Source organism: Solidesulfovibrio aerotolerans (assembly GCF_009856865.1).
Taxonomy (GTDB): domain Bacteria; phylum Desulfobacterota; class Desulfovibrionia; order Desulfovibrionales; family Desulfovibrionaceae; genus Solidesulfovibrio; species Solidesulfovibrio aerotolerans.
In genome coordinates, this window is record NZ_WVUD01000049.1 from 1 (window position 1) to 25,207 (window position 25,207).

Annotated in this window: 28 protein-coding genes and 1 tRNA gene; 12 read left to right on the forward strand and 17 right to left on the reverse strand. The window is 59.2% G+C overall.

Annotated elements, in window-relative coordinates:
- Nucleotides 1-108: 108 nt before the first annotated feature.
- From GTA51_RS17760 to GTA51_RS17820, 13 genes are all read right to left on the reverse strand, one after another.
- Nucleotides 109-552, reverse strand: coding sequence for a branched-chain amino acid ABC transporter permease (locus GTA51_RS17760; RefSeq protein ID WP_246198215.1), 444 nt, complete (start codon nucleotides 550-552; stop codon nucleotides 109-111).
- Nucleotides 553-618: 66 nt separating this feature from the next.
- Nucleotides 619-1,866 (reverse strand): ABC transporter substrate-binding protein, encoded by a 1,248-nt coding sequence (locus GTA51_RS17765; protein WP_160963488.1) that lies wholly within the window; start codon nucleotides 1,864-1,866, stop codon nucleotides 619-621.
- Between the two features lie 51 nt (nucleotides 1,867-1,917).
- A complete protein-coding gene (gene gabT / locus GTA51_RS17770; protein WP_160963490.1) occupies nucleotides 1,918-3,243 on the reverse strand; it encodes a 4-aminobutyrate--2-oxoglutarate transaminase in 1,326 nt (441 codons plus the stop codon).
- A gap of 420 nt (nucleotides 3,244-3,663) precedes the next feature.
- The gene (locus GTA51_RS17775) at nucleotides 3,664-5,364 is read right to left on the reverse strand and encodes a sigma 54-interacting transcriptional regulator (protein ID WP_160963492.1); all 1,701 of its coding nucleotides are present in this window, start codon (nucleotides 5,362-5,364) and stop codon (nucleotides 3,664-3,666) included.
- Between the two features lie 117 nt (nucleotides 5,365-5,481).
- Nucleotides 5,482-6,201 carry an N-formylglutamate amidohydrolase gene (locus tag GTA51_RS17780; protein ID WP_160963494.1) on the reverse strand — a complete coding sequence of 240 codons (720 nt, stop codon included), beginning with the start codon at nucleotides 6,199-6,201 and terminating at the stop codon, nucleotides 5,482-5,484.
- A complete protein-coding gene (locus tag GTA51_RS17785) occupies nucleotides 6,167-7,432 on the reverse strand; it encodes a carboxylate-amine ligase (protein WP_160963496.1) in 1,266 nt (421 codons plus the stop codon). The genes GTA51_RS17780 and GTA51_RS17785 overlap by 35 nt, the downstream gene beginning before the upstream one ends.
- A complete protein-coding gene (locus GTA51_RS17790; RefSeq protein ID WP_160963536.1) occupies nucleotides 7,429-8,898 on the reverse strand; it encodes a RimK-like ATPgrasp N-terminal domain-containing protein in 1,470 nt (489 codons plus the stop codon). Before GTA51_RS17790 ends, GTA51_RS17785 begins: the two co-directional genes overlap by 4 nt.
- A gap of 2 nt (nucleotides 8,899-8,900) precedes the next feature.
- Nucleotides 8,901-9,644 (reverse strand): C39 family peptidase, encoded by a 744-nt coding sequence (locus GTA51_RS17795; protein ID WP_160963498.1) that lies wholly within the window; start codon nucleotides 9,642-9,644, stop codon nucleotides 8,901-8,903.
- A gap of 167 nt (nucleotides 9,645-9,811) precedes the next feature.
- Complete coding sequence (gene fliM / locus GTA51_RS17800) at nucleotides 9,812-10,792, reverse strand: flagellar motor switch protein FliM (protein WP_160963500.1); 981 nt, start codon at nucleotides 10,790-10,792, stop codon at nucleotides 9,812-9,814.
- A gap of 160 nt (nucleotides 10,793-10,952) precedes the next feature.
- Nucleotides 10,953-11,534 (reverse strand): outer membrane beta-barrel protein, encoded by a 582-nt coding sequence (locus GTA51_RS17805; RefSeq protein WP_160963502.1) that lies wholly within the window; start codon nucleotides 11,532-11,534, stop codon nucleotides 10,953-10,955.
- A 378-nt stretch (nucleotides 11,535-11,912) separates the two neighbouring features.
- Nucleotides 11,913-12,569: a hydrogenase nickel incorporation protein HypB gene (gene hypB, locus GTA51_RS17810; RefSeq protein WP_160963504.1), complete on the reverse strand. Its 657-nt coding sequence runs from the start codon at nucleotides 12,567-12,569 to the stop codon at nucleotides 11,913-11,915.
- A gap of 12 nt (nucleotides 12,570-12,581) precedes the next feature.
- Complete coding sequence (hypA, locus tag GTA51_RS17815) at nucleotides 12,582-12,935, reverse strand: hydrogenase maturation nickel metallochaperone HypA (RefSeq protein ID WP_160963506.1); 354 nt, start codon at nucleotides 12,933-12,935, stop codon at nucleotides 12,582-12,584.
- A gap of 60 nt (nucleotides 12,936-12,995) precedes the next feature.
- The gene (locus GTA51_RS17820) at nucleotides 12,996-13,682 is read right to left on the reverse strand and encodes a DUF554 domain-containing protein (RefSeq protein WP_160963508.1); all 687 of its coding nucleotides are present in this window, start codon (nucleotides 13,680-13,682) and stop codon (nucleotides 12,996-12,998) included.
- A 201-nt stretch (nucleotides 13,683-13,883) separates the two neighbouring features.
- Between GTA51_RS17820 and GTA51_RS17825 the strand changes: the two genes are divergently transcribed.
- The 12 genes from GTA51_RS17825 (at nucleotide 13,884) to GTA51_RS17880 (ending at nucleotide 20,946) form a co-directional block, all read left to right on the forward strand.
- A tRNA-Leu gene (locus GTA51_RS17825) sits at nucleotides 13,884-13,970 on the forward strand.
- A gap of 253 nt (nucleotides 13,971-14,223) precedes the next feature.
- Nucleotides 14,224-15,477 carry a tyrosine-type recombinase/integrase gene (locus GTA51_RS17830; protein WP_160963510.1) on the forward strand — a complete coding sequence of 418 codons (1,254 nt, stop codon included), beginning with the start codon at nucleotides 14,224-14,226 and terminating at the stop codon, nucleotides 15,475-15,477.
- Nucleotides 15,478-15,487: 10 nt separating this feature from the next.
- On the forward strand, nucleotides 15,488-15,697 hold the full coding sequence (locus GTA51_RS17835) for a hypothetical protein (protein ID WP_160963512.1): 210 nt from the start codon (nucleotides 15,488-15,490) through the stop codon (nucleotides 15,695-15,697).
- A gap of 36 nt (nucleotides 15,698-15,733) precedes the next feature.
- Complete coding sequence (locus GTA51_RS17840) at nucleotides 15,734-15,964, forward strand: DUF4160 domain-containing protein (RefSeq protein ID WP_160963514.1); 231 nt, start codon at nucleotides 15,734-15,736, stop codon at nucleotides 15,962-15,964.
- Nucleotide 15,965: 1 nt separating this feature from the next.
- The gene (locus tag GTA51_RS17845; protein WP_160963516.1) at nucleotides 15,966-16,415 is read left to right on the forward strand and encodes a DUF2442 domain-containing protein; all 450 of its coding nucleotides are present in this window, start codon (nucleotides 15,966-15,968) and stop codon (nucleotides 16,413-16,415) included.
- Nucleotides 16,416-16,523: 108 nt separating this feature from the next.
- Complete coding sequence (locus GTA51_RS17850) at nucleotides 16,524-17,309, forward strand: hypothetical protein (RefSeq protein ID WP_160963518.1); 786 nt, start codon at nucleotides 16,524-16,526, stop codon at nucleotides 17,307-17,309.
- 200 nt (nucleotides 17,310-17,509) lie between these two features.
- Nucleotides 17,510-17,746 carry a helix-turn-helix transcriptional regulator gene (locus GTA51_RS17855; RefSeq protein WP_160963520.1) on the forward strand — a complete coding sequence of 79 codons (237 nt, stop codon included), beginning with the start codon at nucleotides 17,510-17,512 and terminating at the stop codon, nucleotides 17,744-17,746.
- On the forward strand, nucleotides 17,736-17,996 hold the full coding sequence (locus tag GTA51_RS17860; RefSeq protein WP_160963522.1) for a hypothetical protein: 261 nt from the start codon (nucleotides 17,736-17,738) through the stop codon (nucleotides 17,994-17,996). The genes GTA51_RS17855 and GTA51_RS17860 overlap by 11 nt, the downstream gene beginning before the upstream one ends.
- Nucleotides 17,997-18,108: 112 nt before the next feature.
- A complete protein-coding gene (locus GTA51_RS17865) occupies nucleotides 18,109-18,687 on the forward strand; it encodes a hypothetical protein (RefSeq protein ID WP_160963524.1) in 579 nt (192 codons plus the stop codon).
- Nucleotides 18,684-19,439 carry a phage replication protein O gene (locus GTA51_RS17870; RefSeq protein ID WP_160963526.1) on the forward strand — a complete coding sequence of 252 codons (756 nt, stop codon included), beginning with the start codon at nucleotides 18,684-18,686 and terminating at the stop codon, nucleotides 19,437-19,439. The genes GTA51_RS17865 and GTA51_RS17870 overlap by 4 nt, the downstream gene beginning before the upstream one ends.
- Before the next feature lie 2 nt (nucleotides 19,440-19,441).
- The gene (locus tag GTA51_RS17875) at nucleotides 19,442-20,755 is read left to right on the forward strand and encodes a toprim domain-containing protein (RefSeq protein WP_160963528.1); all 1,314 of its coding nucleotides are present in this window, start codon (nucleotides 19,442-19,444) and stop codon (nucleotides 20,753-20,755) included.
- Nucleotides 20,752-20,946 carry a hypothetical protein gene (locus tag GTA51_RS17880; RefSeq protein ID WP_160963530.1) on the forward strand — a complete coding sequence of 65 codons (195 nt, stop codon included), beginning with the start codon at nucleotides 20,752-20,754 and terminating at the stop codon, nucleotides 20,944-20,946. The genes GTA51_RS17875 and GTA51_RS17880 overlap by 4 nt, the downstream gene beginning before the upstream one ends.
- 525 nt (nucleotides 20,947-21,471) lie before the next feature.
- On the opposite strand, the gene GTA51_RS20665 is transcribed toward GTA51_RS17880, so the two are convergent.
- From GTA51_RS20665 to GTA51_RS17890, 4 genes are all read right to left on the reverse strand, one after another.
- Complete coding sequence (locus GTA51_RS20665; protein ID WP_170300348.1) at nucleotides 21,472-21,642, reverse strand: hypothetical protein; 171 nt, start codon at nucleotides 21,640-21,642, stop codon at nucleotides 21,472-21,474.
- A 326-nt stretch (nucleotides 21,643-21,968) separates the two neighbouring features.
- On the reverse strand, nucleotides 21,969-22,457 hold the full coding sequence (locus tag GTA51_RS17885) for an NUDIX hydrolase (RefSeq protein ID WP_160963532.1): 489 nt from the start codon (nucleotides 22,455-22,457) through the stop codon (nucleotides 21,969-21,971).
- A gap of 1,634 nt (nucleotides 22,458-24,091) precedes the next feature.
- A complete protein-coding gene (locus GTA51_RS20670) occupies nucleotides 24,092-24,262 on the reverse strand; it encodes a hypothetical protein (RefSeq protein WP_170300349.1) in 171 nt (56 codons plus the stop codon).
- Nucleotides 24,263-24,806: 544 nt separating this feature from the next.
- Entirely contained in the window at nucleotides 24,807-24,959 is a 153-nt protein-coding gene (locus GTA51_RS17890) for a hypothetical protein (protein WP_160963534.1), read from the reverse strand.
- Between the last annotated feature and the right edge of the window lie 248 nt (nucleotides 24,960-25,207).

Here is a 25,207-nt window from a genome sequence, read left to right on the forward strand (position 1 = left end):
CCGGCTGGTGCAACGAAATCTGTTTCAGCAATGTGAAATTCTCGACCTCATTGACCCGCGACGGCAACGCTTAAAACCAAACAATTCTAGCAGGCTATCTCTTCTAAATTAGCCGGACAGAAATGAGATGATGTATTGGCCGAGGGCGAAAGATTTATTGGAAATGGCCGTGCGAACGGTGCGGTATTCGGCCCCAAAAAGCATGAGCGCCAGATTGTCCAGGACATACCAGACGCCGGTGGTGACGATAATGACCGTCAGCGGTTCGCGTACTTGCCCTTCGGCTTTGAACACGGGTTTGATGACCACGTCCTGCAGATAGTAGCCGAAAACGAACAGGACGGGCGGTACAATGACAAGGGCCAGATACGGGTGGATGCCCGTGAGTCGAATCAGCCAATAAGCGCTGAACATGCCGACCATAAGAAGCGAGCCGTGGGCGAAGTTGACGACCTTCATCACGCCGAAAATCAGCGTGAGTCCAAGGGCCGTCAGCCCGTACATGGCTCCCATCATGGTGCCGTTGAGCGCCGCCTGAATCACCGCGGTCATGAGGCCTCTCCGGACGTTTGACCCCGGACCGGCACGGGCCGGTCCGGGGCGTTGGTGCCACGTATACTATTTGTTGGCCGGGAAGACCGGGGTGTAGCCGGCGCGACGGGCGGCTTTGGGCCACACGGTGACGCGCTCGGGCTTGCCGTTGACATTGGCCACCTGGACGATGACGATGCCGGCGTTCTTGTTCTGGCCGGTCTCGTCGAACTGGACGCCGTCGTAGGAGACGATCATGCCCGGTCCGCCGGTCAGATTGGTGGCGGCCAGAGCATCGCGGACCTTGGCCGGTTCGGTGGAGGCAGCGCGCTCCAGGGCGTCGGCGATGACATACATGGCGATGTAGGCGTCAACCGACTCGCCGGTCAGGTCGTAGCCGTACTTTTTCTTGAACTTGTCGTTGGCAGGCTTGGCCAAGGGCTTGTTGACGTCGGTGTTCCACTCGACTTCGTCAAAGATGCCAATGGCATTGGTGTCGGTGTTGTCCAGGAAGGTGGGGTCGGCATGGCCGCCGCCGCTGGCCAGGACGACTTTGGGCTTCAGCTGCATTTCAGCCATGGTGTTGGTCAAAAGGATGGCGTCGGCAGCATTGGAAACCAGCATGACGATGTCGGGGTTGGTCGACTTGAGCTTGGTCACGACCGGGGTCAGGTCCGTGGCGGTGGAGGGATACGGCTCGTCAAGAACGATTTCGTAACCGTCTTTTTTGGCCAGTTCGCGCCATTTCTCGGCAAAGCCGGTGCCCCAGTCGCCGTTTTCGAACAAAAAGGCGATCTTTTTGAGTTTGACGCCCGTCTCTTCCTGCATGTCTTTGAGGAAGCGGAATTGGTCGCGCACCCACCAGGAGTCCTTGGCAGCGATGCGGAAGACGTTTTTAAAGCCGCGTTCGGTGATGGTGTCGCGCACGGCAACCGGCACCACGAAGGGGATACCGTAGCGCTCGGCCACCTGGGTGGCCGGGTAGGTGACGGCGGAGTTCCAGCAGCCGGTCATGAGATTGACTTTCTCGGTGTTGATCAGGCGCTCAGTCTCGGTGACGCCGACGGTGGGGTCGGATTTGCTGTCGGCGTAGACCAGTTCCAGCTTGGCACCACCCAGGGACTTGATGCCACCGGCGGCGTTGATCTCTTCCACGGCCATTTCCCGGGCCTGCTTGCCCTGGATGCCGACCGAAGCCGAGGGGCCGGAGAGCGGTTCCACGTTACCGATTTTGACGGTTTTGTCAGCGGCCAGGGCCGGGACGGCGAACAGGGCGGCGGACAGGGCCACGCCCATGCAGCCGGCCAGCAGCGAGGTAAAAGAACCGTTTTTCATGCCTACACCCCTTTGAATTGGTTGTCGGTTGCCAGTGTCGGATCAGCCAGCCTATTTGCCGAGGGTCTTGGACACCTCGCGGATGCCTTCTTCCATGATGTCGAGGCCGCGCTCGAGCTGGTCACGGGTAATGACCAGCGGCATGAGCACCCGGATGCAGTTGCCGAAGTTGCCGCAGGAGAGCACGAGGACGCCGTTGTCCTGGCAGAACTTGGCCACGCCCTTGGCTGCTTCGGGGCAGGGGGCCTTGGTGGTGCGGTCGGAGACGAATTCCAGGGCGCGCATGGCTCCCAGGCCGCGTTCGTCGCCGATCAGTTCGTACTGCTTTTTAAAGGCGGCAAACCGGCGCTTGACGGCGTTGCCCAGGCGCTCGGCCTTGGCCAGCAGATTGTCCTGCTCAAAGATGTCCATGACGGCAAGGCCGGCCCGGCAGGCCAGCGGGTTGCCGCCGTAGGTGCCGCCGATGCCGCCGGGGGGCACGGAATCCATGATGTCGGCCTTGCCGACCACGCCGGCCAGCGGCAGGCCGCCGCCCATGGACTTGGCCACGCACATGAGGTCGGCCGTGACGCCGAAATGCTCCATGGCAAAGAGCTTGGAGGTGCGGCCGAAGCCGGACTGGATTTCATCGGCCACAAACACGATGCCGGTTTCGTCGCAGATGGCCCGGATCTTTTCGAAGAATTCCTTGGGCGGAACCACGAAGCCGCCTTCGCCCTGGACCGGTTCGGCCACGATGCAGGCGATGTTCTCGGCGGCGGCAGTGCCAATGAAGAATTCCCGCAGCTTGTCGGCGCAGGCCGCGCCGCATTTGGGATAGGTGAGTCCCAGGGGGCAGCGGTAGCAGTAGGCGTAGTAGGGGTACTGGTAGACTTCCGGGGCCATGGGACCAAAGCCGAACTTGTAGGGTTTGACCTTGCTGGTCATGGACATGGCCAGCAGGGAACGGCCGTGGAAAGCGTTTTTCATGGCCACGACGCCGCTGCGGCCGGTGTGGCAGCGGGCAATCTTGACGGCGTTTTCCACCGCTTCGGAGCCGCTGTTGACGAACATGGCCTTTTTCTCGAAATCGCCCGGGGCGGCGTCACTGAGGCGTTTGGCCAGCATGACGTAGGGTTCATACATGGTGACCATGGAGCAGGTGTGGAGATAGCGCCCGGCCTGATCTTTGATGGCGGCCACGACTTTGGGGTGGCAGTGTCCGACGTTGAGCACGCCGATGCCGCCGACGAAATCGATGAACTCGCGCCCGGTGACGTCGCGAAGCAAAGCGCCCTTGGCGGATTCAACGAAAAAGGGCGTGGCGTTGGGATGTCCTTTGGGGACATAACGGTCGCGCAGTGCCTGCAGTTCTTGCGCCTTGTCGGTGGTGTTCACGGAGCATCCTCGGATTGTTCGGTTTGGAGGCGACAGTGCCTTGTACCAAAATGCACACAGACGGTAACGCAAACTTTGAGCAAGATTCGGGCCTTGTTTGAAAAGTGAATAATATCAGTAGAATGTTTCCAAATAGAGCTATGTTCAAAAGAACGCTGAATCATTTTTGAATCACTTATTTTGTAAATAATGCATAAATTCAATGTATTAATTGTGAACCATGGCTGAATCAAGGCGGTTCAAGCCCGATTCGGCCCCTGGAAACAACCAAAAGTCCGCTTCCGGTGCAAACAGGAAACTGCCGATAAACAGATGAATAATTCATAAATACAGATGAATAAGCTGAAAAAAGAAAAACCGCAGCGACACGGAAACCCGGGTCGCTGCGGCCTTTGCCGCTGAAGTCGATGCAGAAATGAATCAGGCCCGGGTCAGGCCGTACCGCTTGAGCTTGCGCACCACCGTTGCCTGGCTCACGCCCAGGTGGGCCGCCATTTCCCGGGTGGTGCGACACAGGGCCATGGCCTCGCGCAGCCGGCGGATGCTGGCCTGTTCCGTGGACTGGGCCAACGGCCGGGGGCTTGGGGCCGGGGCGTTGAGAAGTCCTTCGCCGGCCAGTGCTTCGCTGATGGCCTCAGTCAGATCATCGTCGTCGCTCATGACAAAGGCTTTCTGGATAATGCTCACGAGTTCGCGGACGTTGCCGGGAAAATCGTAGGATTCAAGCTGGCGCATGGCCCGGGCCGAGAGGCGTTTGGCCTTGCCATGGCGGGCGTTTTGCTGGGCCAGATAGAATTCGGCCAGACCGAAAATGTCTTCACGGCGTTCGCGCAGGGGAGCGATGCGCACCACAAAGGTGTTGAGGCGATAATAGAGATCTTTGCGAAACTGCCGGCGCTCCACCAGTCCCTCAAGATCGCAGTTGGTGGCCGCCACCACCCGACATTCGACCACGCGCGCATCGGCTCCGCCAAGGCGGCGAATCTCGTGGTCGTCGAGATATTTGAGCAGCTTGGCCTGGACCGACAGCGGAATGTCGCCCACCTCGTCCAGAAAAAGCGTGCCGCCCATGGCCAGTTCGATCAGCCCGGCCTTGCCGCCTTCCCGGGCACCGGTGAAGGCCCCTTTTTCGTAGCCGAACAGTTCCGCCTCAAAGAGGTTTTCCGGCACGGCCGGGCAGTTGATCTGGATAAAGGGCTTTTGCGAGCGCGGGCTCACCTGGTGCAGGAACTTGGCCAGCAGGCCCTTGCCGGTGCCGGATTCGCCCAAAAGCAGCACCCGGGAGGCGTCCATCTGGGCGAGCTTTAAAAGGGTGCGCAAGGTGCGCTGCATCTGCGGGCTTTGGGCCACAATGTCTTTTTGCGACAGCTCGAAAAGGGATAATTCCGCCAGTTCGCTGCGGTAGCGCTCTTCCACCTTGCGGGCGTTTTGCAGGCCTTGCCGCAGATTTTGCAATTCGGTCACATCGCGTTCGTTGACCACCACCAGGGCCACTTCGCCCAGATCGTCAAGGACCGGCGTGGCTGTGACGAGGAGTTGTTTGCCGGTCTTGGTGATGTGCTGGATCAGGCTGGACTGGCGTTTGGTTTCCAGCACATCGAGGGTGGCCGAGCGATCGACCATGCGTTCAGCCACGATGCAGGCCACATTTTTTCCGATGTACTCGGCGGCGGTCAGGGAGTTGAGGCGTTCGGAGGCGGCGTTGATGTCCAGGATGCCGCCGTGGCCGTCGCAGATCCATATGCCGTCGGACACGGAGTCGAGGATGGAGCGCAGCCGGCCTTCCATGGCCGGCGCGTCTTCCCGGGCGCAGGGGCGGCACAAGGCTGCGGCTCCGACGATGCGGCCGTCGCGGCGCACGGGAAAGGCGGTCAGCGAAACGGTTGCGTCCCCTATGTCGAGGTGGGCCTGGATGGTGGCGTTGGCCGCAAGGCAGCGAGCGAGGGGCTGCCAGAGTTCGGGTCGGGTCAGCGGCAGGGCCGCGCCGGGGCTGGCCGCCTGCGGCCCGAACAGGGCCAGGCCGGCGGGGTTGGCGTTGGTCACCCGCCCGTCGGCGTCAACCGCCACCACCGCCTGGGGTAGCGCGCCAAGAATATCGGAAGTGGTGAAGGGAGCGGCCATGGCGCGGGGCAATACTCCGTCGGGCTGGTGCGGTTGGTCTGCCTGAGGCAGCGGTGCGGCTCACATGGCACGAAAAGCCGGTGGGGCGCAACGGGCGTGCTTTGCGCGGGGTGGTGGCTAGCGGCAGGCCGCCACCCGCCCCAAGGCCCGGCGCAAGGCGTCGGCCAGATGCTCGCTCACACTCGCCAGCGCTTCGCCGCCGCCAAGGGCGAAGCGCTGGTTTACTTCCAGCTCCACGCCCAGGTACCCTTCCCCGAAACGACGGCGCAAGGCCGTGGCCAGCCCGTCGGCTACGCCGCGGTAGGGATAGTTGCGCCGCAAGATGAGATCGCTGTCCAGGCAGGCCAGCTCGCGCAGCCAGCGGCCGCAAAAGATTTTTTCTGCCGCCCGTCCCGGATCGTAGAGCAACCCCACGTCGCAGTGGCGCGTGACACCGCCAAAGTGCGGGGTGAAGCTGTGGCTGGCGATGTGCAGTACGGTCTTGCCGGCGGCGAGAGCCTGGGACACGAGCCGGGCCACGGCCTCACGGTGGGGCTGGTAGTGCTCGGCCAGGAGGGCCTGGCGGGTGGTGCCCGGGAGTGCCTTGGTCACGGCCGAAAAGAGTCGAGCATGGCCCACGGACCGGTTGAGATCTACGACAAGCCGGGTGGTTGTGGCGGCCACAAGGGGCGCGCCCGTCGCCCGGGCCAGGGCCTGGGCCGTACCCAACGCGCCGAGATCATAGCCGCAGTGGCTGGCGAGGATGTCCCCCCAGTCCGCGAAAAGGGGCGCATATTCCTGGGGCACGGCATTGCCGCCGTGCTCACAGGTAATAAGGAGCGCCCAGGATGCCGACATTGAACGGCTCGTTATTTTGCAGGCAATCGGCCAGCAGGCCATAGACTTTCTTGATGGTGCCGGGACGATAGTCGCCGTCAACGGCCGCCAGGATGCGCCGGGCCAGGCTTGATTGGTCCACCAGCACACCCAGGGGCCGTTCCCAGTCCGGGTCGAAATCCATGGTGGGCAGGGCGCTTAGGGCCAACCGCCGCCAGATGACCCGGGCCGGGATAAACGACGGGGCATAGACGCCGAACAGGTGGGCATATTCCTCGGGAACCTTGGTGCGGCCGGCATCGCGCACGGTCTTGGCCAGGATGTCGGCCAACTCCCGGGTGCCCCAGGATTTTTGTTCCTCGTAGGTGGACCAGCGTTCTTCCACCAGCCCCTTAAGCGCGGCCACGACCACAGCGGCCAGGGCGAAATCGGCGGCCGGACATTCCTGGGTGTCCAGCACCCGGATTTCGATGGTGGAACGCTCAAAACGCGGGATGGCCCCCCGGGCATTGAGGAAATCGTCCTGGAGCAGCCCCTTGGGGTCAAGCGGGGCGATGTCGCGATACAGCGGCGCCAGGATGCGCTGGTGGTACTCGTCGATGGAAAAAACCGCTTCCGGGATGACCGCGCCCATGACCGAGGGCACCCGGTCGGCGTTGTGGGCGTAGTGCTCCAGGCGGGCGTCCAGAAAGCCGGTCGCTTTCCCGTCGAGAATGGGCGTGGAGGCGGCCAGGGCCGGCATGATGGGCAGGAGCACCCGGATGGCGGCATGGAGACGGCCAAACTCGTCATCGCCCTTAAAGGGCAGGTTGATATGCATGCTTTGCAGATTGGCCCAGCCATGGCCCTTGCAATTAAAGATGCTGTCAAAGGTTTGGTAAAGTTCCCCGTGCTCGTGGGGCCACAGCACGGTTTCGCGGAATGGGTCCATGAGGGGATGGGCACCCGTGGGCAAAAGCCGCGCTCCGAGCGGGGCCAGCAAGGCATCGGCCTTGGCCACGCTCTTGGCAAAGGCGGCCGAAAGGCCTTTGAGAGTCTTGGCCGGTTTGCTCACCTTCATTTCCAGGACATGGGCCACCAGTTCGTTAGACCAGGTGACCGGCCCCATGACGGCGTCCTCGGCCCCTTCCTGGCCGGCGGCGGCCGCCAGCAGGGCATCGGCCACGGGTTTGACGGCCAGTGTCTCCCGATCCACGATCATGTATTCGATCTCGATGCCGAAGGCGGAAAAAAGCGGTTTGGCCTTGGTCATATATTGAGGCTCCCGGTTTTGCGGCGTTCAATGCGTTTGAGGAATACTTCCATCACCCGCAGATAGAGTTCGTCTTGCAAGACTTCATCCTCGTAGCCGACATCGATATTGGGATTGTCGTTGACTTCGATGACGTAGACCTTTTCCCCAACCTGCTTAAGATCCACGCCGTAAAGACCGTCGCCAATGGCCGAGGCGGCCTTGAGCGCCACGCTGATCACCTTTTTGGGCACCTTGGCCACCGGCAGCGTCTCCACCCGGCCATAGATGTCCTTGCCGGACTTGCCCTTGCGCAAAATCTGCCAGTGGCCGGCGGCCATGTAGTACTTGCAGGCGAAAAGCGGTCGCCTGTCCAGGACGCCGATGCGCCAGTCGTAGTCCGAGGGCAGGTACTCCTGGGCGATGACCAGGTCGGATTTGTTTAACAGCCGGCGGGCTTCCTGGACCAGGGCGTCGGATTCGCGCACCAGGACGACGCCTTGGGAAAAGGCGCTGTCGGGTTGTTTGAGCACGCACGGCAGGGACAGCTCTTCCAGAATGTGGTCGATGTTTTTGCAGTGGGCGATAATGGTGCGCGGGGCCGGTATCTTGTGGCGGGTCAGCACTTCGGCCAGATAGACCTTGTTGGAGCAGCGCAGGATCGATTCCGGGTCGTCAATGACCACCAACCCTTCGGCCGCCGCCTTGCGGGCCATGCGGTAGGTGTGGTGATCGACGTTGGTGGTTTCGCGGATAAACAGGGCATCGAATTCCGAGAGCCGGTTGGAATCCTCGCGGGTGATGCTCTCCACACCCAGGCCCAAGGTCTCGGCCGCCTTGGTGAAGCGTTTGATGGCCCGGGAGTCGGACGGGGGGCGCTGCTCTTCCGGGTCGTGCAGGATGGCCAGATCGTAGCGGCTCACCTGGCGTTTGGGGATGCTGACCTTTTTGCCGGTGAAGTAGTCGGTGGACACGGCCTCGGCGAAATCGCGTTCTTCCTCTGGAATGTCGCGCACGGACAGCGGCGAAATGTTTTGCAACTGCCAGCCATTCTGGAAATTCAGATCAGCCCGCAGAAACGGGGCCGGAAAGAGCTTGAAAAGCCGCGAGGCCAACTGCTCCAGCCCTTTTTCCGGTGTTTTGCCGAAATAAATGGAAAAGCTCGTTTTTTCCGGGGCACGCTCGGCCAGCACCCGGCCCATGAGTTCGGCGAGTTCTTCGGAGGCCAGCCGGATGATGCCGACGGACTTCATATCCTGGATGGCGGTGATGGACGGGACGGGTTTGTGCCCACGGGCCTCGGCCAGAAGCGACACGTAATAGCCCATGGATTGATAGCGATACGACCGGCAGATATTGATGATTTTGACCCCACGCAGGGTGGTGAAGGCTTCATCGGCAAGATAGCTGCGGGCAGCGACTGATTCGACGCCGGAAAACACCAGGGAACAGTCCTCGGGGTTTTCGATGACCACCAGAACGGACACGTTCAAAGGCTCCTTTGCCGGTCAGACGACTGGCTCTTTTTTTGGGGGGAAAGGACAAGCAGATTGGCGTCACAGGTGATGATGCCAAGCATGACGGCGCAGACCAGATGGTTGAGCGTCACCTCGTAGTACTGGCTGTGGCTTATGGGATTGGGCAGCAACGGATCAGCGATATGCGTGGTGCGCTGGGTGGCGTCGTAGCCGTTTATGACCACGAAATGGCCGGCTGGATGGCCGCGCAGATCGTCGTAGACCGTCACTCCCGCCGCGTCGCGCTCCCGGGGGGTGCGGTAGAGGTAGGTGGCGGACAGGCCGGCCAGGATGGGGCGGTGGCGCTTTAAGATGGTGCGGATAAGCCCGGCGGTCAAATCCTCGAACCGGATTTTGCCACCCCGGGCCAGAAAGGCCTGATAGGCGCTGGTTGCTTCGCGCAGGCGCGGGGCGGTTTTGTAGCGCAACTGTTCGGCCAGCTTGCCGGCCAGATCGAGGTCGGGGTCGTTAAACCAGGTGATGTCAAACACGGTCAGATCGAAGGAATACAGCTTGGCCCGATAGCCCCGGTCCAGGGCGTGGCAGCCGAGATGGGCGGCCAGGGTGCCGCCGCCGGGCAGGGTGGGCACCCCGGCTATGACCGATCCCAGCGACACGTCGTCGCCGTAGTAGCCATACACCGCGTGCAGGCAGGTCGGCCCGCAGGTGTTGTCGTCGGGCTGGGCCAGGATGGAGAGGGCAAGCTTGGATTCCACGGATGTGGCGATTAGCACGGGCCGGGGCGGCTGACCATGGCCGTGTTTGTCATGTTCCTCGATTTAATGTGCAAAGAGAAGGTGTTACAATTGTTTTGCGACCGAATGGCCCAGAGCGTTTGGGGAGCATGTGGCGGGTTTGGGGTGGTGACGGCAGACGCGGGCCGTTATTCGAGGCGGATTTCCTCTTCCTTTACGATCTGGAAGGCCTTGTTGGACTTGACCATGCCCGGGATGCCCCTAAACTTGCGCACGCCCTGTATCTCGGCATCAAGCAGATCGTCCACGTCGTTGTTGAGCATGATGATGTCGCCGGGTTTGAGCGAGAGCAGTTGGCGCCCGGTGATTTGCGAGCGGCCAAAGCGCACGAGCAGTTCCACCGGCGTCTCCATGAGCCGCTCCTTGAACCGGCCGATCCAGGCGTGGTCCACTTCCAGGCGCTCGGTCTGAAAGGAGGCGTAGAGCTTGGAGCGGATGGGCTCGATGGTGGCGTAGGGCAGGCAGACGATGAGCGAGCCGATGGCGTTTTCCAGCTCCACTTCAAAGGTGACAACGACCACGACATCGCTTGGCGGCACGATGGCTGCAAACTGGGGGTTGACCTCGCTGCGCACCAGCTCGATGTGCACCTCGTGCACGGGCTGCCAGGATTCCTCCATGTTTTCCAGGGCGATACGCACTACGCGGTTGATGATCGCCTGTTCGATGGGGGTGAAATCGCGGCCTTCGATTTTGGGCTGGGAACCGGCCCCGCCGAAAAAGCTCTCCACCATGGCAAAGACGAGGCGGGAATCGACCACCAGGATGGCATTGCCGCGCAGGGGATCGAGCTTGAAAATATTGATCGACGTGGGGACGGGCAACGAGCGCATGAAGTCCCCGAACTTGGACATGTCGATGGAGATGGGGTTGACGTCGGCGCGCTTGCGCATGGCATTGGCCATGGCGTTGGAGGCCAGCCGGGCAAAGCGGTCGTTGATGATTTCCAGAACCGGCATGCGGCCCCGGATGATGCGGTCCTGGTTGGACAGGTCGAAGACAACGACCCCGGAGTCGTCCTCCAGGATGTCGTTTTCCGCTTCGATTTCGCCGCCCGAGAGACCTCGCAGCAGCGCATCAACTTCGTCCTGATCCAGTATTTTGCTCATGCCCGCACCTTTCGGCCGATTGTTGCGCCACTATAGGGCTATCGACGCGAAATGAAAAGGGGACTGGGGCAAATGAAAACCGGCCGCCAGGGGCGGCCGGTCGCATCCGTTGGCCCGGGCGTGGTGCCCGGGCCATGGCGCGGCCAGGGGCCGCCCTGGGTTAGAAACTGACGTTTAAGCCGAGCGTGCCACCAAAGGCGTTAATGCCCTGGTTGCTGAACTGGCCGATGTGCATGTACTTGACCGAACCCTTGAGGCTGAGCTGCTGGGTCAGGGCATAGGAGGCACCGATTTCGCCGTTTTCCGTCAGGTTATTTTCAAAGCCGTTGTAGGGCACCTGGGTATCGGCCCACAGGCCGCCAACGCCCGCGCCGGCAAACATGGTGGCCTGGGTGGTCGCGATAAAGTGCCAGCGGACGTTGAAATTGCCGCCGATGCCGTTGGCCGGACTGGACTTGTTGCCATAGCCCAGAGGGGTTTCAAAGCGCTTGTTTTGATCGACGTAAACGCCCATGCCTTCGGCTTCAATGCCGAGGTTGTCCATGACGTAGTAGTTGAAGGCACCACCGTAGGTCATGATCGAATTGACGCGCGGGTTGGTGGTTCCGAAAGCGCTGAAACGCGGTTCAAAATTGAAGCTTCCGGCGGTGAAGTTCTGGGCCATAACCCATCCGGCCGAGGCGGCCAGGATCAGGCAGGTCGCGGTAAGGGCCAGCATCATCTTTCGCAGTAACGCATCCATAGCCGTCTCCCTGTGTAGCGTATTGAGAATCGACCGGATGGCTACAAGTACCGTGCCAAGTGCACGTTCTGCTGTATTGTTCAATAAATTTAGCCAATAACAACAAAATCCCCGAACCGGCAGGCCGGCTCGGGGAAGGTGACGTTTTGTTTTTTTAGAAATTCAAACATGATGCCGCAGTCTGCCCGGGTGGCATGGCCAAGGGATGCCCGGTGTCGGCGGGGGCGGGGGGAAGGTGCGCCGACTGTTCAATGGGCTGGCTGGCTGCCGGGCGTCCCAACCGGCAACGGTTGAGGCATGTTCCCGCCAGTTGCCGGCCCAGGCTAGACGCCCCGCATCATCGCAGCGGTTGGACGTTCACCCCTGACCGCCGGTGCGTCAGGCGCGTTTGGCCCGGACTTTTTCGCGCAGCCAGTCGTACCAGGCTGTGAGCCCCTCGCTGGTGCGGGCCGAAACCGGGAACAGGCTGATATCGGCGTTGAGCGTGCGGGCATGGCGGCTGGCCTTGTCCATATCAAAATCGACATAGGGGAGCAGATCGATCTTATTGAGGAGCATGACGGCGGAGATATGAAACAGGAGCGGATATTTTTCCGGCTTGTCGTCGCCTTCGGCCACGCTTAAAAGCGCCACCTTGAAGTCTTCGCCCACGTCGAATTCCGCCGGACAGACGAGATTGCCGACGTTTTCCACAAAAAGGATATCAAGGCCGGTCAAATCGATGCTCTTGAGGGCTTCCTGGACCTGGGAGGCGGTCAGGTGGCAGCCGCCTTCGGTGTTGATCTGCACGGCCTGGGCACCGGTTGCGGCCACACGGCGGGCGTCGTTGTCGGTTTGCAGATCGCCCTCGATGACCGCCATGCGCAGTTCATTGCGCAGATCGGTCAGGGTGCGTTCCAAAAGCGTTGTCTTGCCTGCGCCCGGGGAACTCATGAGGTTGAGCACCAGGATGCCCTTTTGGGCAAAAAACGTCTTGAGCGTATCGGCAACATTGGTATTGGCTTCCAAAATGTTGCGCACCACGGGGATTTGCATGGCCGGTCTCCGCTATTCCAGTTCGAGGTATTCGATATAGAGTTCGCGGCCGGAAAGGACCGTGTGGCCCAGTTCCTCGCCGCAGCCCGGACAGGGGGCAAAGGCCGCCGAGGGCGACTCGGGACTAAACTCCCGGCCGCAGGTGCGGCAGCGCAACACCACCGGGCTTTCTTCCATGACAAGCTGGGCACCGGCCAGCCGGGTGTCGGTGGTCATGACCTCAAAGGCCATGGCCAGGGCTTCCGGCACCACGGCAGAGAGGCGGCCGTGTTTGACTTTGACCGTGACCAGTCTCTTATTATCGTGCTTGGCCATCTCATCTTCGATGAGGGCGAGCAGGCTTTGGGCGATGGAAAGTTCATGCATGGCCGAAACTCAGTACGGCAAAACCCCGGCCGCGTAAAGAAATCCTGGCTCCATCCGCGCCTAATCGACGAAAAAGGGAGCAAGAACTGCGGCCAGGGCCATGGCCGGGAGCAGATTGGACACCTTGATTTTTAAAAGCCCCAACATGTTGATGCCGATGGCGATGATGAGCAATCCCCCCACGGCAGACAGTTGGGCCATGCGGTCCGGGGTGAAGGCGGACTGGGCCGCGCCGGCGAAAAGGGCCAGCAGGGTTTCGTAGAGGGCGACCGGTAAAAACGACAGGGCCACGCCCGCGCCGTAGGTGGTGGCCAGGATCATGCCCACGCAGCCGTCGAGGATGGATTTGGTAAACAGCAGGGTGTGGTCGCCCCGCAGGGCCTCGTCAAAGGAGCCGAGAATGGCCATGGTGCCCGAGCAAAACACCACCGAGGCCGTGACCAGCCCGTCGGTGAAAAGGGCGTTGTCCGAGCGCAGCAGCGTTTTGACGGCATCGCCGGCCCGGGCGAACTGGCGTTCGATATCGAGGGCTTCGCCGCACACGGCTCCCACGAGCATGGAAACGACCACGAGGATGGGGGAGGTCATGGACATGGTCATTTTGATGCCGATGGCCAGTATGGACAGCCCCAGGGCCTGGAACATGATGGTGCGCACGCGGTCGGGGAACCGGCCGTGGAGGGTGAGCCCGAGCAGGCTTCCGGCGATGATGGCCGCCCCGTTAACGAGTGGACCGATAGGGATCATGGCAGCTCCTTTTTGCAGCGAGGGCAGGGCAGGGGCACCTACCAAAATCACTTCAGTGATTTTATGAACCTTTATGCCGCGCGGGCAGGGCTGGGGCTACCAGTTTGGGTGGGCGAGGACAAGCGGGACAGCCAAACCGTAAAAACAAGCGGGAAAAGCGTTGACAGTATGGCCTAGTCTTGCATAAAGTGCTGCGTTCATGCCGGGATGGCGGAATTGGTAGACGCAGCGGACTCAAAATCCGCCGGTCGCAAGGCCTTGGGGGTTCGAGTCCCCCTCCCGGTACCATATCATGGTCCAAAGTGGTCCGACAAAGTCCACAAGTACCTGAAAATACAGCAAAGCTGGGCTAGAGATAGTCCAGCTTTGTTCTTTTTCGTCCGTTGACATCCAATTTTTATGGGGTAGTTGTTGGGGTACGCACTTATGAGGTGGCCGGGCCGGGTGGGATGTACCCCGAAAACCCGTTAAGCTCATAAAACGACTATTCTTTTTATATCAGGCAGTTACGGGGACTCGAACCCTCGTGGGGAAAAACTCCATGCCGAAAAAAACGCTACCCCTCACAGACGTTGCCATCCGAAACGCAAAGGCTGCCAACAAGCCGGTGAAGATGTTCGACGGGGCCGGGCTGTTTCTCCAAGTGACCCCAACAGGCGGCAAGCTCTGGCGGTTCAAATACCTCTTCGACGGCAAGGAAAAACTGCTGGCGCTGGGGAAGTGGCCCGACGTGGGCTTGAAGATGGCCCGGCAGCGACGTGATGAGGCCCGCGCCCTGGTGGCCCAAGGTGTGGACCCGTCCGAAAAGCGCAAGCAGGACAGGACCGAAGCCGAGGCCCAAGCCGCCGAGGACACAAATACCTTTGAGGTGGTCGCCAGGGATTGGCACGCCCGTCAAATCCAGGTGTGGAGCGAAAGCCACGCGACCAAGATCATGGGGCGCTTGGAACTGCACCTATTCCCCGCCTTCGGCAACGTCGCCATTACGGCCCTTCGCGCTCCTGCCATCCTGCCCACGCTTCGGGAGATCGAGGCGAAGGGGCACAATGAGACAGCCAAGCGCCTACGCCAATATTGTGAGGCGGTTTTTGCCTACGCCATTTCCACGGGCATTGCCGAAAGAAACGTCGGCGCGGACCTTCGTGGGGCGCTTGCTCCCTGTCGCGTAACGAATAGGCCTGCTATCGTGGACCCCAAGGGCGTGGGGCAATTGCTGCGGGCCATAGATGGTTATCAGGGAGGCCCCGTCACCGTGGCGGCCCTCAAGCTGGCCCCATATGTTTTTGTGAGGCCCGGCGAACTGCGTCAAGCGGAGTGGGCCGAAATCGACCTCGACGCCTCCGATGGCCCCCTCTGGTCCATTCCTGCCGAAAAAATGAAAATGCGTCGGGCTCATGCGGTGCCATTATCGCGGCAGGCCGTGGAGATCATAGAAGACCTTCGCCCCCTGACCAGCGATGGCCGCTTCCTATTTCCCTGCAACCGCACCATCGGCCGCTGTATGTCGAACATGACGCTAAACGCCGCCTTGCGTCGTCTCGGCTATGACCAAGGGGAAATGTGCGCCCATGGTTTCCGGGCTATGGCATCGACGCTTTTGAACGAACTTGGGTGGGGCAGCGACATTATCGAGGCACAGCTTGCACACATTGAGCAAAACAAGATCAGGGCAGCGTACAACCGCGCTTTATACCTACCTGAACGGCGCAAGCTTATGCAGGCGTATGCCGACCATTTGGACGCGCTCAAGGCCGGGGCGAGGGTGACACCGATCCACGCGGCGGCTGGCGAATAAGGGGGATGCCATGGCCTGGACGGAATCCGACCACAAGCGGCAAGGGACGCGCCGGGCGCGCTGCGCTTCCTGCAAATGGTGGTTTGACGGCACATGCCGCAAGCGGTCACCCTGGATCGTGGCCGGGCAGATAGCCGGCGGCCAGGGCTTTGACGGCATTTGGCCCCGAACCCCATCCGATTCCTGGTGTGGCGACTTCGCCTTCGGCCAGGAGATTTAGCCCCTTGTCGCGGTGCACGGGATGCACTAGATAGTCATGGGAACCGTCTACCGAATCGGCAAGCTGCGGATCGTGGTCTATGCCGGCGACCATGCGCCCCCGCACTTCCATATTCAAGGGCCGGGCTACGCCCTGGCGGTTGCCATCGAATCCATGGAGATCATCGCCGGTTCGCCCCACGCCCGGGGCTATGATGAGGCCATGCGGTGGGCGGTCGAAAATCGAGCCGCTATTCGGGCCGCCTGGGAACGATTGAACGGGGAATAACATGAAGGACACTATCAAGCGCATTGTGGCCGTGCAGGCGGTCGAGGCCCCCCATACCCTGGCCATCACCTGGGAGGACGGGCAGCCCATCCGCGTGGGCCTCGACGCGCTCATTGATCGGACGCCGATCTTTGCCCCGCTGCGGGACGCTTCCCTTTTTCGTCAAGTCCAGGTTGGGGAAGACGGCTGGGAAATCGTCTGGCCGGGTGGCGAGGACTTGGCCGTTGACGCCCATCACCTTGCCCGGCTGGCCATGGAGCAAAGCGGCGAAGCCATGCCGCCCGAGACATTCCGGGCTTGGCGGGCCGCCCACGGGCTTTCCCTGACCCGTGCTGCCCATGTCCTGGGGCTCAGTCGCCGCACCGTGGCTTATTATGAATCCGGGGCGCGCATTATCCCCAAGCTGGTGCGCTTGGCCTGTAAGGGAGCCGAGACGGAATTGCGGGCGTAGACGACACTTCCAGGGTCTAGCCGGGGCCTCATGAACCCTGGCGAAAAGCTGCTTCCCTGGCGGCCGGCCCTGGTTCAATGCAGGGAGATAAGCCGAGGGGGCTTTGAAATGGGATTTTGGATAACTTATGCTGAGGTGAAGGCGCTTTATCCATTTATAACAGACGAGGCACTTGCTTATGCTATAGAAACAAATAGCATAACAGCTAGGCATTTTTTTAAAGACTCCATGGCAATCAACAGTAACGATATGAAGCAATTGAGATATGAAAAAAAATCTCTAGTAAAATCATTCACTCCTCTATTTGAAGATTTGCGAGACGAATGCAAAACTGGAATTGAGCGCGCAACAGAGCTAAACAATAATGAGGCACTTGCATATTTAAAAGAATATCTCAAAAAAATAGAGCAAAATATAAATATTCTCAAAAGTTCTATTTTAGATAACCCTGCCATTATATCACCTTCCAAAGATGAAGCCGTCGACCTATTGTCTACACTTAAACGCCAACTTGCCGATCGTGAACGCGAGCTTGTCCAGGCAACACAAGCGCGTGACCACGCTATATTAGAAAGAGACGCCCTTGCCGCCAAGGTAACAGAGCTTGAGACAGAACAGGATAACTCTGCCGGCCAAAAGAATACGGCAAGGACGGCTCCAGGCCTACAGGCTGCTGAGAAATCCCGTGTCCAGGGATGGAAAGGTTATGCTGTCGTTATGGTGAAGGTCGCCTATGATTGCGGCCTTGAAGATCGGAAGCAAGTCACACGGGCAAAATATCAACAACTGGCGGATCGACATGGAAAACTTTCGAGCGAGGCCTTGGAACTCCTCCGGGGAGCCCTCCCAGAAGGCGTGACCAAAAAGACGGGAGGACCGGCCTCCCAAGGCTAACCTCCCAAGTCCATGGAAGCCGCCTGGGATAAGGATTTCCGGGCATATTCCAGACCTCCCAAATCCGTCAATAACCTCCTGAATCCGTCCCACGGATTTGGGAGGTTTTTTTGTTTATCTAACGGATTCACGAAGTTAAGGGGATTTTCAGCCTCAGTCGCGGGGTTTACTTGGACAGGAAATGACCAAGGAGGCCGCACATGGACGGCAAGAGCATCCCCCTCCCCCTTTCAGGGTTTGTCCGCGAAAAACAGATAATCGGTGACCGTAAGGCCGGCACGGTCGGGCCCTTCCCCGTGTCGCGCTCGAAGTGGTGGGCAGGCGTAAAGGCCGGCACTTATCCCGCGCCCGTCAAGCTAGGCCCGAGGACAACGGCTTGGCGTGTGGAAGACATCCGCGCACTCATCGAGACGGTGGGGGCATCCCATGCCGCGTAAAGCCCTCACTCCCAAGCCCACCCCCGCCCGGCATGTTGTCGAGGCCCTAATTGTCCACCATCTCAACCCGCTCTTGCAGGGCCGCCAGGGTTGTCATGAGCGAATCGACCGCTTCAAGGCGGAAGGCGACATCGCCGCCGCTGCACTCGAAGAAACATCCCTTCTATTCCTTGAGCGCGCCTACAGTGACGGCATGAAACTGCTTCGGCAAGCCGTAAACCTCGGCAGTGGCGGGGAGGTGATCCAGTGAGGGCTTCTCTGAAAGTTGCCCTCGTGTCGGCTTACTGTTGGGGCTTGTGCCCGGCCTGGATCGTCAAGATGTCCTTCCGTGTTTTCGGGTTGGCGCACGTTTAGGGGGCATCATGCTTACCGAAGCTGATATTCGCCCGGTGACGCTCCAGCCTTGGGAATTGTCCATCATCCGGGCCATGGCTTCAACTTGGGACTATCCCGGCCGGTCGAACATCCGGGGCCGCGACGATAGGGCCGGGACGCTCGGCATGGACGCCTTGGTGGGCATGCTCGGGCAGTATGCGGGGACAAAGTTCCTGTTCGGGGCCGCCGCTCTGGATAAGTTCTTGGTTTCGCGCTGGCATGCCAACAAGCACAAGCTCCAGTCCGATGGCGGGACCGATCTTGACGGGGGGAACGTGGACTTCAAGACTTCCCTGCGCCGCGATTCGGGCAAATCGCTCCTGTCCTACCGTCTGGCCGTGCGCCCAAGGGAACTACACGAAGGGGCAGTTTACATCCTGGTCTTGGCAGACGCTCCAACTGATGACCGGACAATCGTTCACCTCATCGGCTGGGCTTCACGCGAGATGCTCCCGACCTACCCAGCCACGGACGGCCCTCTTGCCGGCGCGCATGTCCTGCCGGCCCGGGAGCTTCACCCCTTGCCGCCTTTCCGGTGGCGCTATTTTGAGAGGTGCGCGGCATGAACGCGGAACCGAATGCCCCGGGCGGGTTCGTCCTTCTCGCCCGGAAAACCCTTGAATCCGACCTGATGCAGATGACCCCACAGGCCTTCAAATTGTTCTTCTGGATGATTCTTAGGGCGAACTTCAAGGACCGGGACAAGCTCAAGCGGGGTCAGCTTATGACCACCATCGAGGAGATGCGAGAAGCAGGGTCTTATCTCATAGGCTACCGAAAAGAAAAGCCTTCTCGGGACCAAATACGAAGCTGTTACGAAGCCCTTGCGAAGGCCACAATGATTACCACAGCGAAGACCACACGGGGAATGATCATAACCATATTGAATTATGACAGATATCAGTCTGTTTCAAGTTACGAAGCCCACAGCGAACCCCTCAACGAAATGTACACGAAGCCCCAAAGGTGCCCACACGATACAGAAGAAAGGGTAAGAAAGAATATAAAGACCTTCTCGTCGGACTCTGACGAGTTCCGACTTGCCGAGCTTCTCTTCGACCTGATCCGCCAGCGAAATCCCGAACACAAGGCCCCGGACATTCAGGCATGGGCGCGACACGTTGACCTAATGGTTCGGGTCGACGGTCGGAGCCCTGAGCGCATCGAAGAGGTCATCCGGTGGGCGGCCCGGGATTCGTTCTGGTCAAAAAACATCCTCAGCACGGCCAAGCTCAGGGAAAAATATGACGCCCTGGCCATGAAGATGGGTGGCACAACCAAGCCCCGGATCAACCGTGGCGACCTTGCGGCGGTGTGACCATGAAGACCTTTGCAGAATTTGGCATTGAGATCGCGGCCGGCGCGACGGGCGACGTGAAGACCCCCTGCCCACAGTGTTCCCCCTCACGGAAAAAGAGCACGGCCCCGTGCCTGTCCGTCAACGTCGAGAAGGGCACATGGAATTGCTGGCACTGCGGTTGGACTGGCGGCCTCAAGACCGTAGCCGAGAAAGCCGAGGTGCGCCCCAAGAAGACCGTGAAGCCGGCCTGGGACCACTCGCGTCTGGGTCTGCCTCAAAAGGTCCTCGAGTATTTTCAGGGGCGCGGCATTTCCCCCGAGGCCCTGGCCGCCAATCAGGTGGGCTACGGCCCGGCCTGGATGCCCGGTCCCAACGCCGAAGTGACGTGCATTCAGTTCCCCTACGTGAAGGCCGGCGTGGTTGTGAACGTCAAGTACCGCGACGGCAACAAGAACTTTCGTCAAGCCAAGGACGCCGAAAAGGTTTTGTTCAGGTTTGACTCCATCGAAAAGCGGGCCGGGGCCGACCGCGCCTTGATCATCACCGAGGGCGAAATGGACGCCCTGTCCCTGGTGACTCTTGGCTATCAGGCTGTGACCAGCGTGCCCGATGGAGCCCCGAGCCCGGGAACGAAGAACTACGAGAAGAAGTTCTCCTTCCTGGAGTCGGCCGAGGCTCTCCTTGCCAAATATGGCCGGGTAATACTGGCCGTGGATAACGACGCGCCCGGCCAAACCCTGGAGCGTGAACTTGCCCGGCGGATCGGCGTCGAAAAGTGCTGGCGCGTCACCTATCCCGAAGGCTGCAAGGACATAAACGAAGTCTTGGTCAAGCACGGTCCCGAGGCCGCCCGGTTGGTCATCGAAGAAACCCGGCCCATGCCCATTGCCGGCCTCTACACGACTTCCGATATCAAGGGCGATGTGGAATTGCTCTATGCTGAGGGCTTCCGCCGTGGCCTGTCTACGGGGTGGCAGGCGGTTGACGAGCATTACACCGTGCGCACCGGGGAAATGACCATCATCACCGGTATCCCCGGTTCCGGGAAGTCGAATTGGCTTGATGCCCTGGCCGTGAACTTGTTCAAGCTGCATGGCTGGTCTTTCTGCTTCTGTAGCCCTGAGAATTGGCCTGTACAGCGTCATGCCGCGTCAGTCGTGGAAAAGATCGTGGGCATCCTGGATTATATCCACGATCACTGTCTCTTAATGCGAAATCTACTTTTGGCAGCAAACGGAGAAATTGGAGACGCGGAACTTCGAGGTCTTTCCCACGTCTTCGAGAATATCATGGCCGACTTGGAATGTGCCACTGGCGAACTTGACCCGGCATGAACGCAACCGAACGTCGCGAGCTTGCCCAGGCAGTCCTTGCTCTAGAAGTACTTGAGGGCCAACTTGCCACCATGGGGGAGAGCGACCGGCCCGTGCCGGCGCTGAATGTCCAAGGGGTGGCCTACCTGTTGGGCCTGACGGTGGAGCGGCTGGGGCGTGTCCTGGGAGAGCGGGAGGTGGTGCAGGCGTAGGCCCGGGCCTCGGCAAGCGGATCATGGGCGGCCTGTTTCTTCGGGAATGGGCCGCTTTCCTTTTGCCCTGCTGTCCCCGCCTGTCCAGGCCGATACCGCCGAGTGCAGGATTTTATACCGGGCCGGGGGCGGGAACACGCAGATGGAAAGGCCATGGTGCCCATCCACGGGGAGCCGGGCTAGACACCTATTTCAGAAAAGGGCGGAAACGCACGGCCTGCGGTGACGCTGGCAACGCCAAAATGAAAAAGGCCTTCTGGGAGCCACCCAAAAAGCCTTTTTCGAAAATGTTCATTCAGAGGAAGGTGATTTCTATGAAGCAGGAGTCGTGCCAAAGAGAAGACTGGTTGCAGGCGACATTGTTTTTATCGCAAATCTAGGCAGTTACGTCTTTCACGTGAGGTCGTTTATATGGGGTGGCCTTCCGAAGATCGTACAGAATCCTTTACCTCTCCGGGCAAGGGCGCGAAAGCGGGGCAAGAATTTGTACCCGGCCCTCTCGGCAGGAGCGCTGCGCCAGGGACATCACCATTTCGTCTTGTCGAACAACCCGCGCTTGGACAACTCGCCGGTCTTGTGGCTGTCAAAGCGGAAGTCGCCGTGGACACTGCCAGGGCGATGCTTGGCTTTCCAGATGGGCAGGCAAAATAGGGCCAAGATGAGGAGCGCGACAATGCCGCCGATGATCCATTCCATGGGGTGGCTGGTAGCAGGGAGGGCCGGGCTTGTCATCCTGTCGGCAACAGAAGACCCCGACCGACGCGGAGGGCAGCCACGCCGGCCGGGGGTACAACTTACGACAACAACAGTTCCTGATAGCGTCAATTTCTGATGGAAGTCTACCCTGTAGCGTCGAGGTCTGTAGCGCCCACAATCTTGCGGAGGTTGGCCCGGCAAGGCGGTGGCACAATTCTGCGATGTCCTTCCGCCCATGGTGACGCCGCAATTTTGCGGAGTCAGATGCCGAACCGACCACGCTTTCCAGATGGCGGAGGAGGGGCAACTTAATCGAGCAAACTTAATCAAACCTGACTGTTGTTCATTGAGTATTTGTTTTCTTTGTAGTCTTTCAAGGCCTCTTTACAGTGGTATATTAATTTGTCTGCGAAAACATGCTCTGATAGCCACTCGCATTTCCCTTCGTAATTACATAAGAGTTTTCCAGTATTTGTATTGCATTTGTAAACTACGTTGACTGATTTTACGCCGCTTTTATTTTCGTATGCGCCAACAATATATTCTGGGACTATATCGAGGCCAGCTTCCTCCTTAATTTCTCTTTGTACAGCGATTGCAGGATTTTCATGCAAACGAACATACCCGCCTGGGAATGTGTATTGCTTGTAAATTCTATGGTACACAACAAGATATTTGCCGTCGTCTTCAATTAGTGCAAGCGAAGAGCAGAAAGGCGGGAAACGCTGTAATGAAATATTATGGAGTGCATGCTGGATTATGAGTGTAGCCGTCATTGTGATGCGAACAATGTAATATTTTAAACAGTTTATCATGCGCTCGCCTTTTTTGACTTTTATACAAACAATTTAACCATACGCCATTTACTCTCCTGTATATCCGAAGGCAAGCGTTTAGTGGAGAATGAGACGGAAGCGGTAGACAAATTTTTGCTTTCTGCGTGATGGGATTGGCTCCAGGGCACCGACCACAATTTTACCGTTAAGGCTACATCGGGGCAACTCATGTGACGAAACGTAAGGGGTGCCAGCAATCCTGACCCCCTTCGCTGCCGGGCATGGATCTGAACTGTGGTAAAACCTTGGCGTGGTTCTGTGTCGGTGATGGCTACGGCAGGTAGAGAGGGGAGGATTCTACCCTTTGCCGGGCTGCTGTGGTCGCTGGACTGATTTTTGAGCCGAGTGCCGGGTGGACTGGTGGCGCAATTCTACGCCACGAAAACGAGAAAGCTGGCGGCTGATTTTTGGGCCGCGATATGGGCCGGGTTGGACACGGTTTTGTGTCGAGTGGTCGGTGGGCCTCGACGGATTGGCCGGGGTAGGGGAAGTGTGGAGAAAGGTGCAGCATGTTTTTTTCGGGGTATATTTCGGGGTATATGAGAAAATATAATTTATTAAGTTGTGTAAAAACATAGTGTTAAGTAGGTATTAATGGTCCCCCTCCCGTAAATTCAGCAGGTTGCAACTTCTAAAGACGGAAGTTGTAACCTGCTTTTTTTCGTCAAAGCCTTTTCAGCCCCGGCATAGCCCCGGTCGGCTTTCTCGCCTTCCGCCCCCCGCGCCCCCCAAGTGCTCTGATTCGCCCGCCAGATGTCCCCATCTCGAAGGGGCCGGCCGGTCGCGAGTCGTGCCACGCCGAACAAATCGCGGGCCCTTCCCCACCCCCGAACAGCAGGGGTCACAAACACCCCGGTGCTCGGCTCTATGGGGTGGAAAAAATCCCGTGGAAAAATGGAAAGTGTCCGCGTGTGGCACTGGTTTAAGCTCGCGTAACACGGTGTGCGACTATGTCTAATGGCAAAGTCGTGGACCTCGAAGCCGTGCGCGGTCATTCGCCGTTGCCGTGGTTGCCGTAGGTGCTGGGAGACAGTGGAGACAGTGGCGCGGGTGGTCTTTGTGGGAAACCCGCCAGGGTAAGCCAGGCCATGCTGGTGACCTCTGGTGCGTATGCGACACGGCGGCCTGCTTCCAGATGGAGGTGGGCCGCTTTCCTTTTGCCGTGCCGTCCTCCCGCCTGATCCAACCGGGTGCAGGATTTTTTACCGGGCTGGGGCACGAGGGGTTGGAAGGCGGGATTGCATGGCGACCGCACGGAGGGCTGCAAGGCCAGACAGGCGGCTCGTGGAGGGGCGGAAACCCACGGTCTGCGGAGGCGCTGGCAACGCCAAAATGAAAAAGGCCTTCTGGGAGCCACCCAAAAAGCCTTTTTCGAAAATGTTCATTCAGAGGAAGGTGATTTCTATAGAGCAGGAGTCGTGCCAAAGGGGGTAGTGTGCCGACGTTAATGTTTTCAACAGAAATTCAATTGCTTACGTCTGTCGCACGAGCCAATTCCCACAGAAACCTTCCCTTGAATCGTACAGAATCCTGTACCCATCCTGGAAAGAGCGCCAACGTGGAGCAAGAATTTGTACCCGGCCCTGCTCGGCGGGAGCGCCGTGCGAGGGACATCACCACTTGGTCTTGTCGAACAACCCGCGCTTGGACAACTCGCCGGTCTTGTGGCTGTCAAAGCGGAAGTCGCCGTGGACACTGCCAGGGCGATGCTTGGCTTTCCAGATGAGCAGGCAAACCAGGGCCAAGATGAGGAGCGCGGCAATGCCGACGATGATCCATTCCATGGGGGTGGCTGGTAGCAGGGAGGCCCGGGCTTGTCATCCTGCCGGGAACAGAAAACCCCGACCGACGCGGAGGGCAGCCACGCCGGCCGGGGGTACAGCTTACGACAATAGCGGTTCCTGATAGCGTCAATTTCTGGTGGAAGTCTACCCGGTAGCGTCGAGGTCTGTAGCGCCCACAATCTTGCGGAGGCTGGCCCGGCAAGGCGACGGTGCAATTCTGCGCGGTCCTCCCCATGGTGACGCCGCAATTTTGCGGAGCCAGACGCCCGAAACGTCCACGCTTCCTGCCTGGGCTGTAGCTGCCCGCTTGTTGCGTATTCGTGCTATGATGTCTTTTGCCACCTGCTGAAAGATCAGGGCGGACTGGGGCGCTTATGCGGTCCTCCTGGACGTGGCCGTACTTCGATCCCAGCTCCACATTGGGGGGACCGAAATCATAGAAGAACGTAAAATACAGTTCCGGTACCACTGCCTGGGACAATCCCAAAGGGATATATCTTGATGCGAGATGATTAATCTACTTACAGGCAATTCGACTGGACAATTAACGTCTTATTTCAATCATAATTGCATCTTTATTTGCGCTTAAAATCATAACTTTTTTTGAGTCTTGCCATACATGAAATTTTTGAGGCAACTTTAGACTTGCTGTGTGAGGCTTTCCGTATGTATTTGTAAGATTATTGACTATATCCATGAATTTTCCGCCTTGAAGTGTGATTGTGATAACGTTGAGTGATTTGCCATTGCAGTAAGTGTAGACAACATTTTTTACGGGTGTGTTGACAAAAGTGAGGTTGTTTGTAGATGTCGGTTCGTAGTCAGCTACCCCCGGCAAAGCCGGGGGCATGCAAGGCAGTTAACCGCTCAAAGCGGTGAGAACTGGAGCCGCCTGAAGGCGGCAACCGCTACATCAATTTGAGCTGATCGAGTCTACGGTCTTCA

Excerpts from the sequence above, each read along its gene's own strand:
- GTA51_RS17760 (WP_246198215.1), bottom strand. The coding sequence starts at position 552 with ATGACCGCGGTGATTCAGGCGGCGCTCAACGGCACCATGATGGGAGCC.
- fliM (WP_160963500.1), bottom strand. The coding sequence starts at position 10,792 with ATGAGCAAAATACTGGATCAGGACGAAGTTGATGCGCTGCTGCGAGGT.
- hypA (WP_160963506.1), bottom strand. The coding sequence starts at position 12,935 with ATGCATGAACTTTCCATCGCCCAAAGCCTGCTCGCCCTCATCGAAGAT.
- GTA51_RS17835 (WP_160963512.1), top strand. The coding sequence starts at position 15,488 with ATGGCCTGGACGGAATCCGACCACAAGCGGCAAGGGACGCGCCGGGCG.
- GTA51_RS17785 (WP_160963496.1), bottom strand. The coding sequence starts at position 7,432 with ATGACCAAGGCCAAACCGCTTTTTTCCGCCTTCGGCATCGAGATCGAA.
- GTA51_RS20665 (WP_170300348.1), bottom strand. The coding sequence starts at position 21,642 with ATGGAATGGATCATCGGCGGCATTGTCGCGCTCCTCATCTTGGCCCTA.
- GTA51_RS17860 (WP_160963522.1), top strand. The coding sequence starts at position 17,736 with ATGCCGCGTAAAGCCCTCACTCCCAAGCCCACCCCCGCCCGGCATGTT.
- GTA51_RS17820 (WP_160963508.1), bottom strand. The coding sequence starts at position 13,682 with ATGATCCCTATCGGTCCACTCGTTAACGGGGCGGCCATCATCGCCGGA.
- GTA51_RS17880 (WP_160963530.1), top strand. The coding sequence starts at position 20,752 with ATGAACGCAACCGAACGTCGCGAGCTTGCCCAGGCAGTCCTTGCTCTA.
- GTA51_RS17855 (WP_160963520.1), top strand. The coding sequence starts at position 17,510 with ATGGACGGCAAGAGCATCCCCCTCCCCCTTTCAGGGTTTGTCCGCGAA.
- GTA51_RS17845 (WP_160963516.1), top strand. The coding sequence starts at position 15,966 with ATGAAGGACACTATCAAGCGCATTGTGGCCGTGCAGGCGGTCGAGGCC.
- GTA51_RS17875 (WP_160963528.1), top strand. The coding sequence starts at position 19,442 with ATGAAGACCTTTGCAGAATTTGGCATTGAGATCGCGGCCGGCGCGACG.
- GTA51_RS17830 (WP_160963510.1), top strand. The coding sequence starts at position 14,224 with ATGCCGAAAAAAACGCTACCCCTCACAGACGTTGCCATCCGAAACGCA.
- GTA51_RS17870 (WP_160963526.1), top strand. The coding sequence starts at position 18,684 with ATGAACGCGGAACCGAATGCCCCGGGCGGGTTCGTCCTTCTCGCCCGG.
- GTA51_RS17775 (WP_160963492.1), bottom strand. The coding sequence starts at position 5,364 with ATGGCCGCTCCCTTCACCACTTCCGATATTCTTGGCGCGCTACCCCAG.
- GTA51_RS17865 (WP_160963524.1), top strand. The coding sequence starts at position 18,109 with ATGCTTACCGAAGCTGATATTCGCCCGGTGACGCTCCAGCCTTGGGAA.
- GTA51_RS17885 (WP_160963532.1), bottom strand. The coding sequence starts at position 22,457 with ATGATAAACTGTTTAAAATATTACATTGTTCGCATCACAATGACGGCT.
- GTA51_RS17780 (WP_160963494.1), bottom strand. The coding sequence starts at position 6,201 with ATGTCGGCATCCTGGGCGCTCCTTATTACCTGTGAGCACGGCGGCAAT.
- GTA51_RS17805 (WP_160963502.1), bottom strand. The coding sequence starts at position 11,534 with ATGGATGCGTTACTGCGAAAGATGATGCTGGCCCTTACCGCGACCTGC.
- GTA51_RS17840 (WP_160963514.1), top strand. The coding sequence starts at position 15,734 with ATGGGAACCGTCTACCGAATCGGCAAGCTGCGGATCGTGGTCTATGCC.
- hypB (WP_160963504.1), bottom strand. The coding sequence starts at position 12,569 with ATGCAAATCCCCGTGGTGCGCAACATTTTGGAAGCCAATACCAATGTT.
- GTA51_RS17850 (WP_160963518.1), top strand. The coding sequence starts at position 16,524 with ATGGGATTTTGGATAACTTATGCTGAGGTGAAGGCGCTTTATCCATTT.
- GTA51_RS20670 (WP_170300349.1), bottom strand. The coding sequence starts at position 24,262 with ATGGAATGGATCATCGTCGGCATTGCCGCGCTCCTCATCTTGGCCCTG.
- GTA51_RS17765 (WP_160963488.1), bottom strand. The coding sequence starts at position 1,866 with ATGAAAAACGGTTCTTTTACCTCGCTGCTGGCCGGCTGCATGGGCGTG.
- GTA51_RS17890 (WP_160963534.1), bottom strand. The coding sequence starts at position 24,959 with ATGGATATAGTCAATAATCTTACAAATACATACGGAAAGCCTCACACA.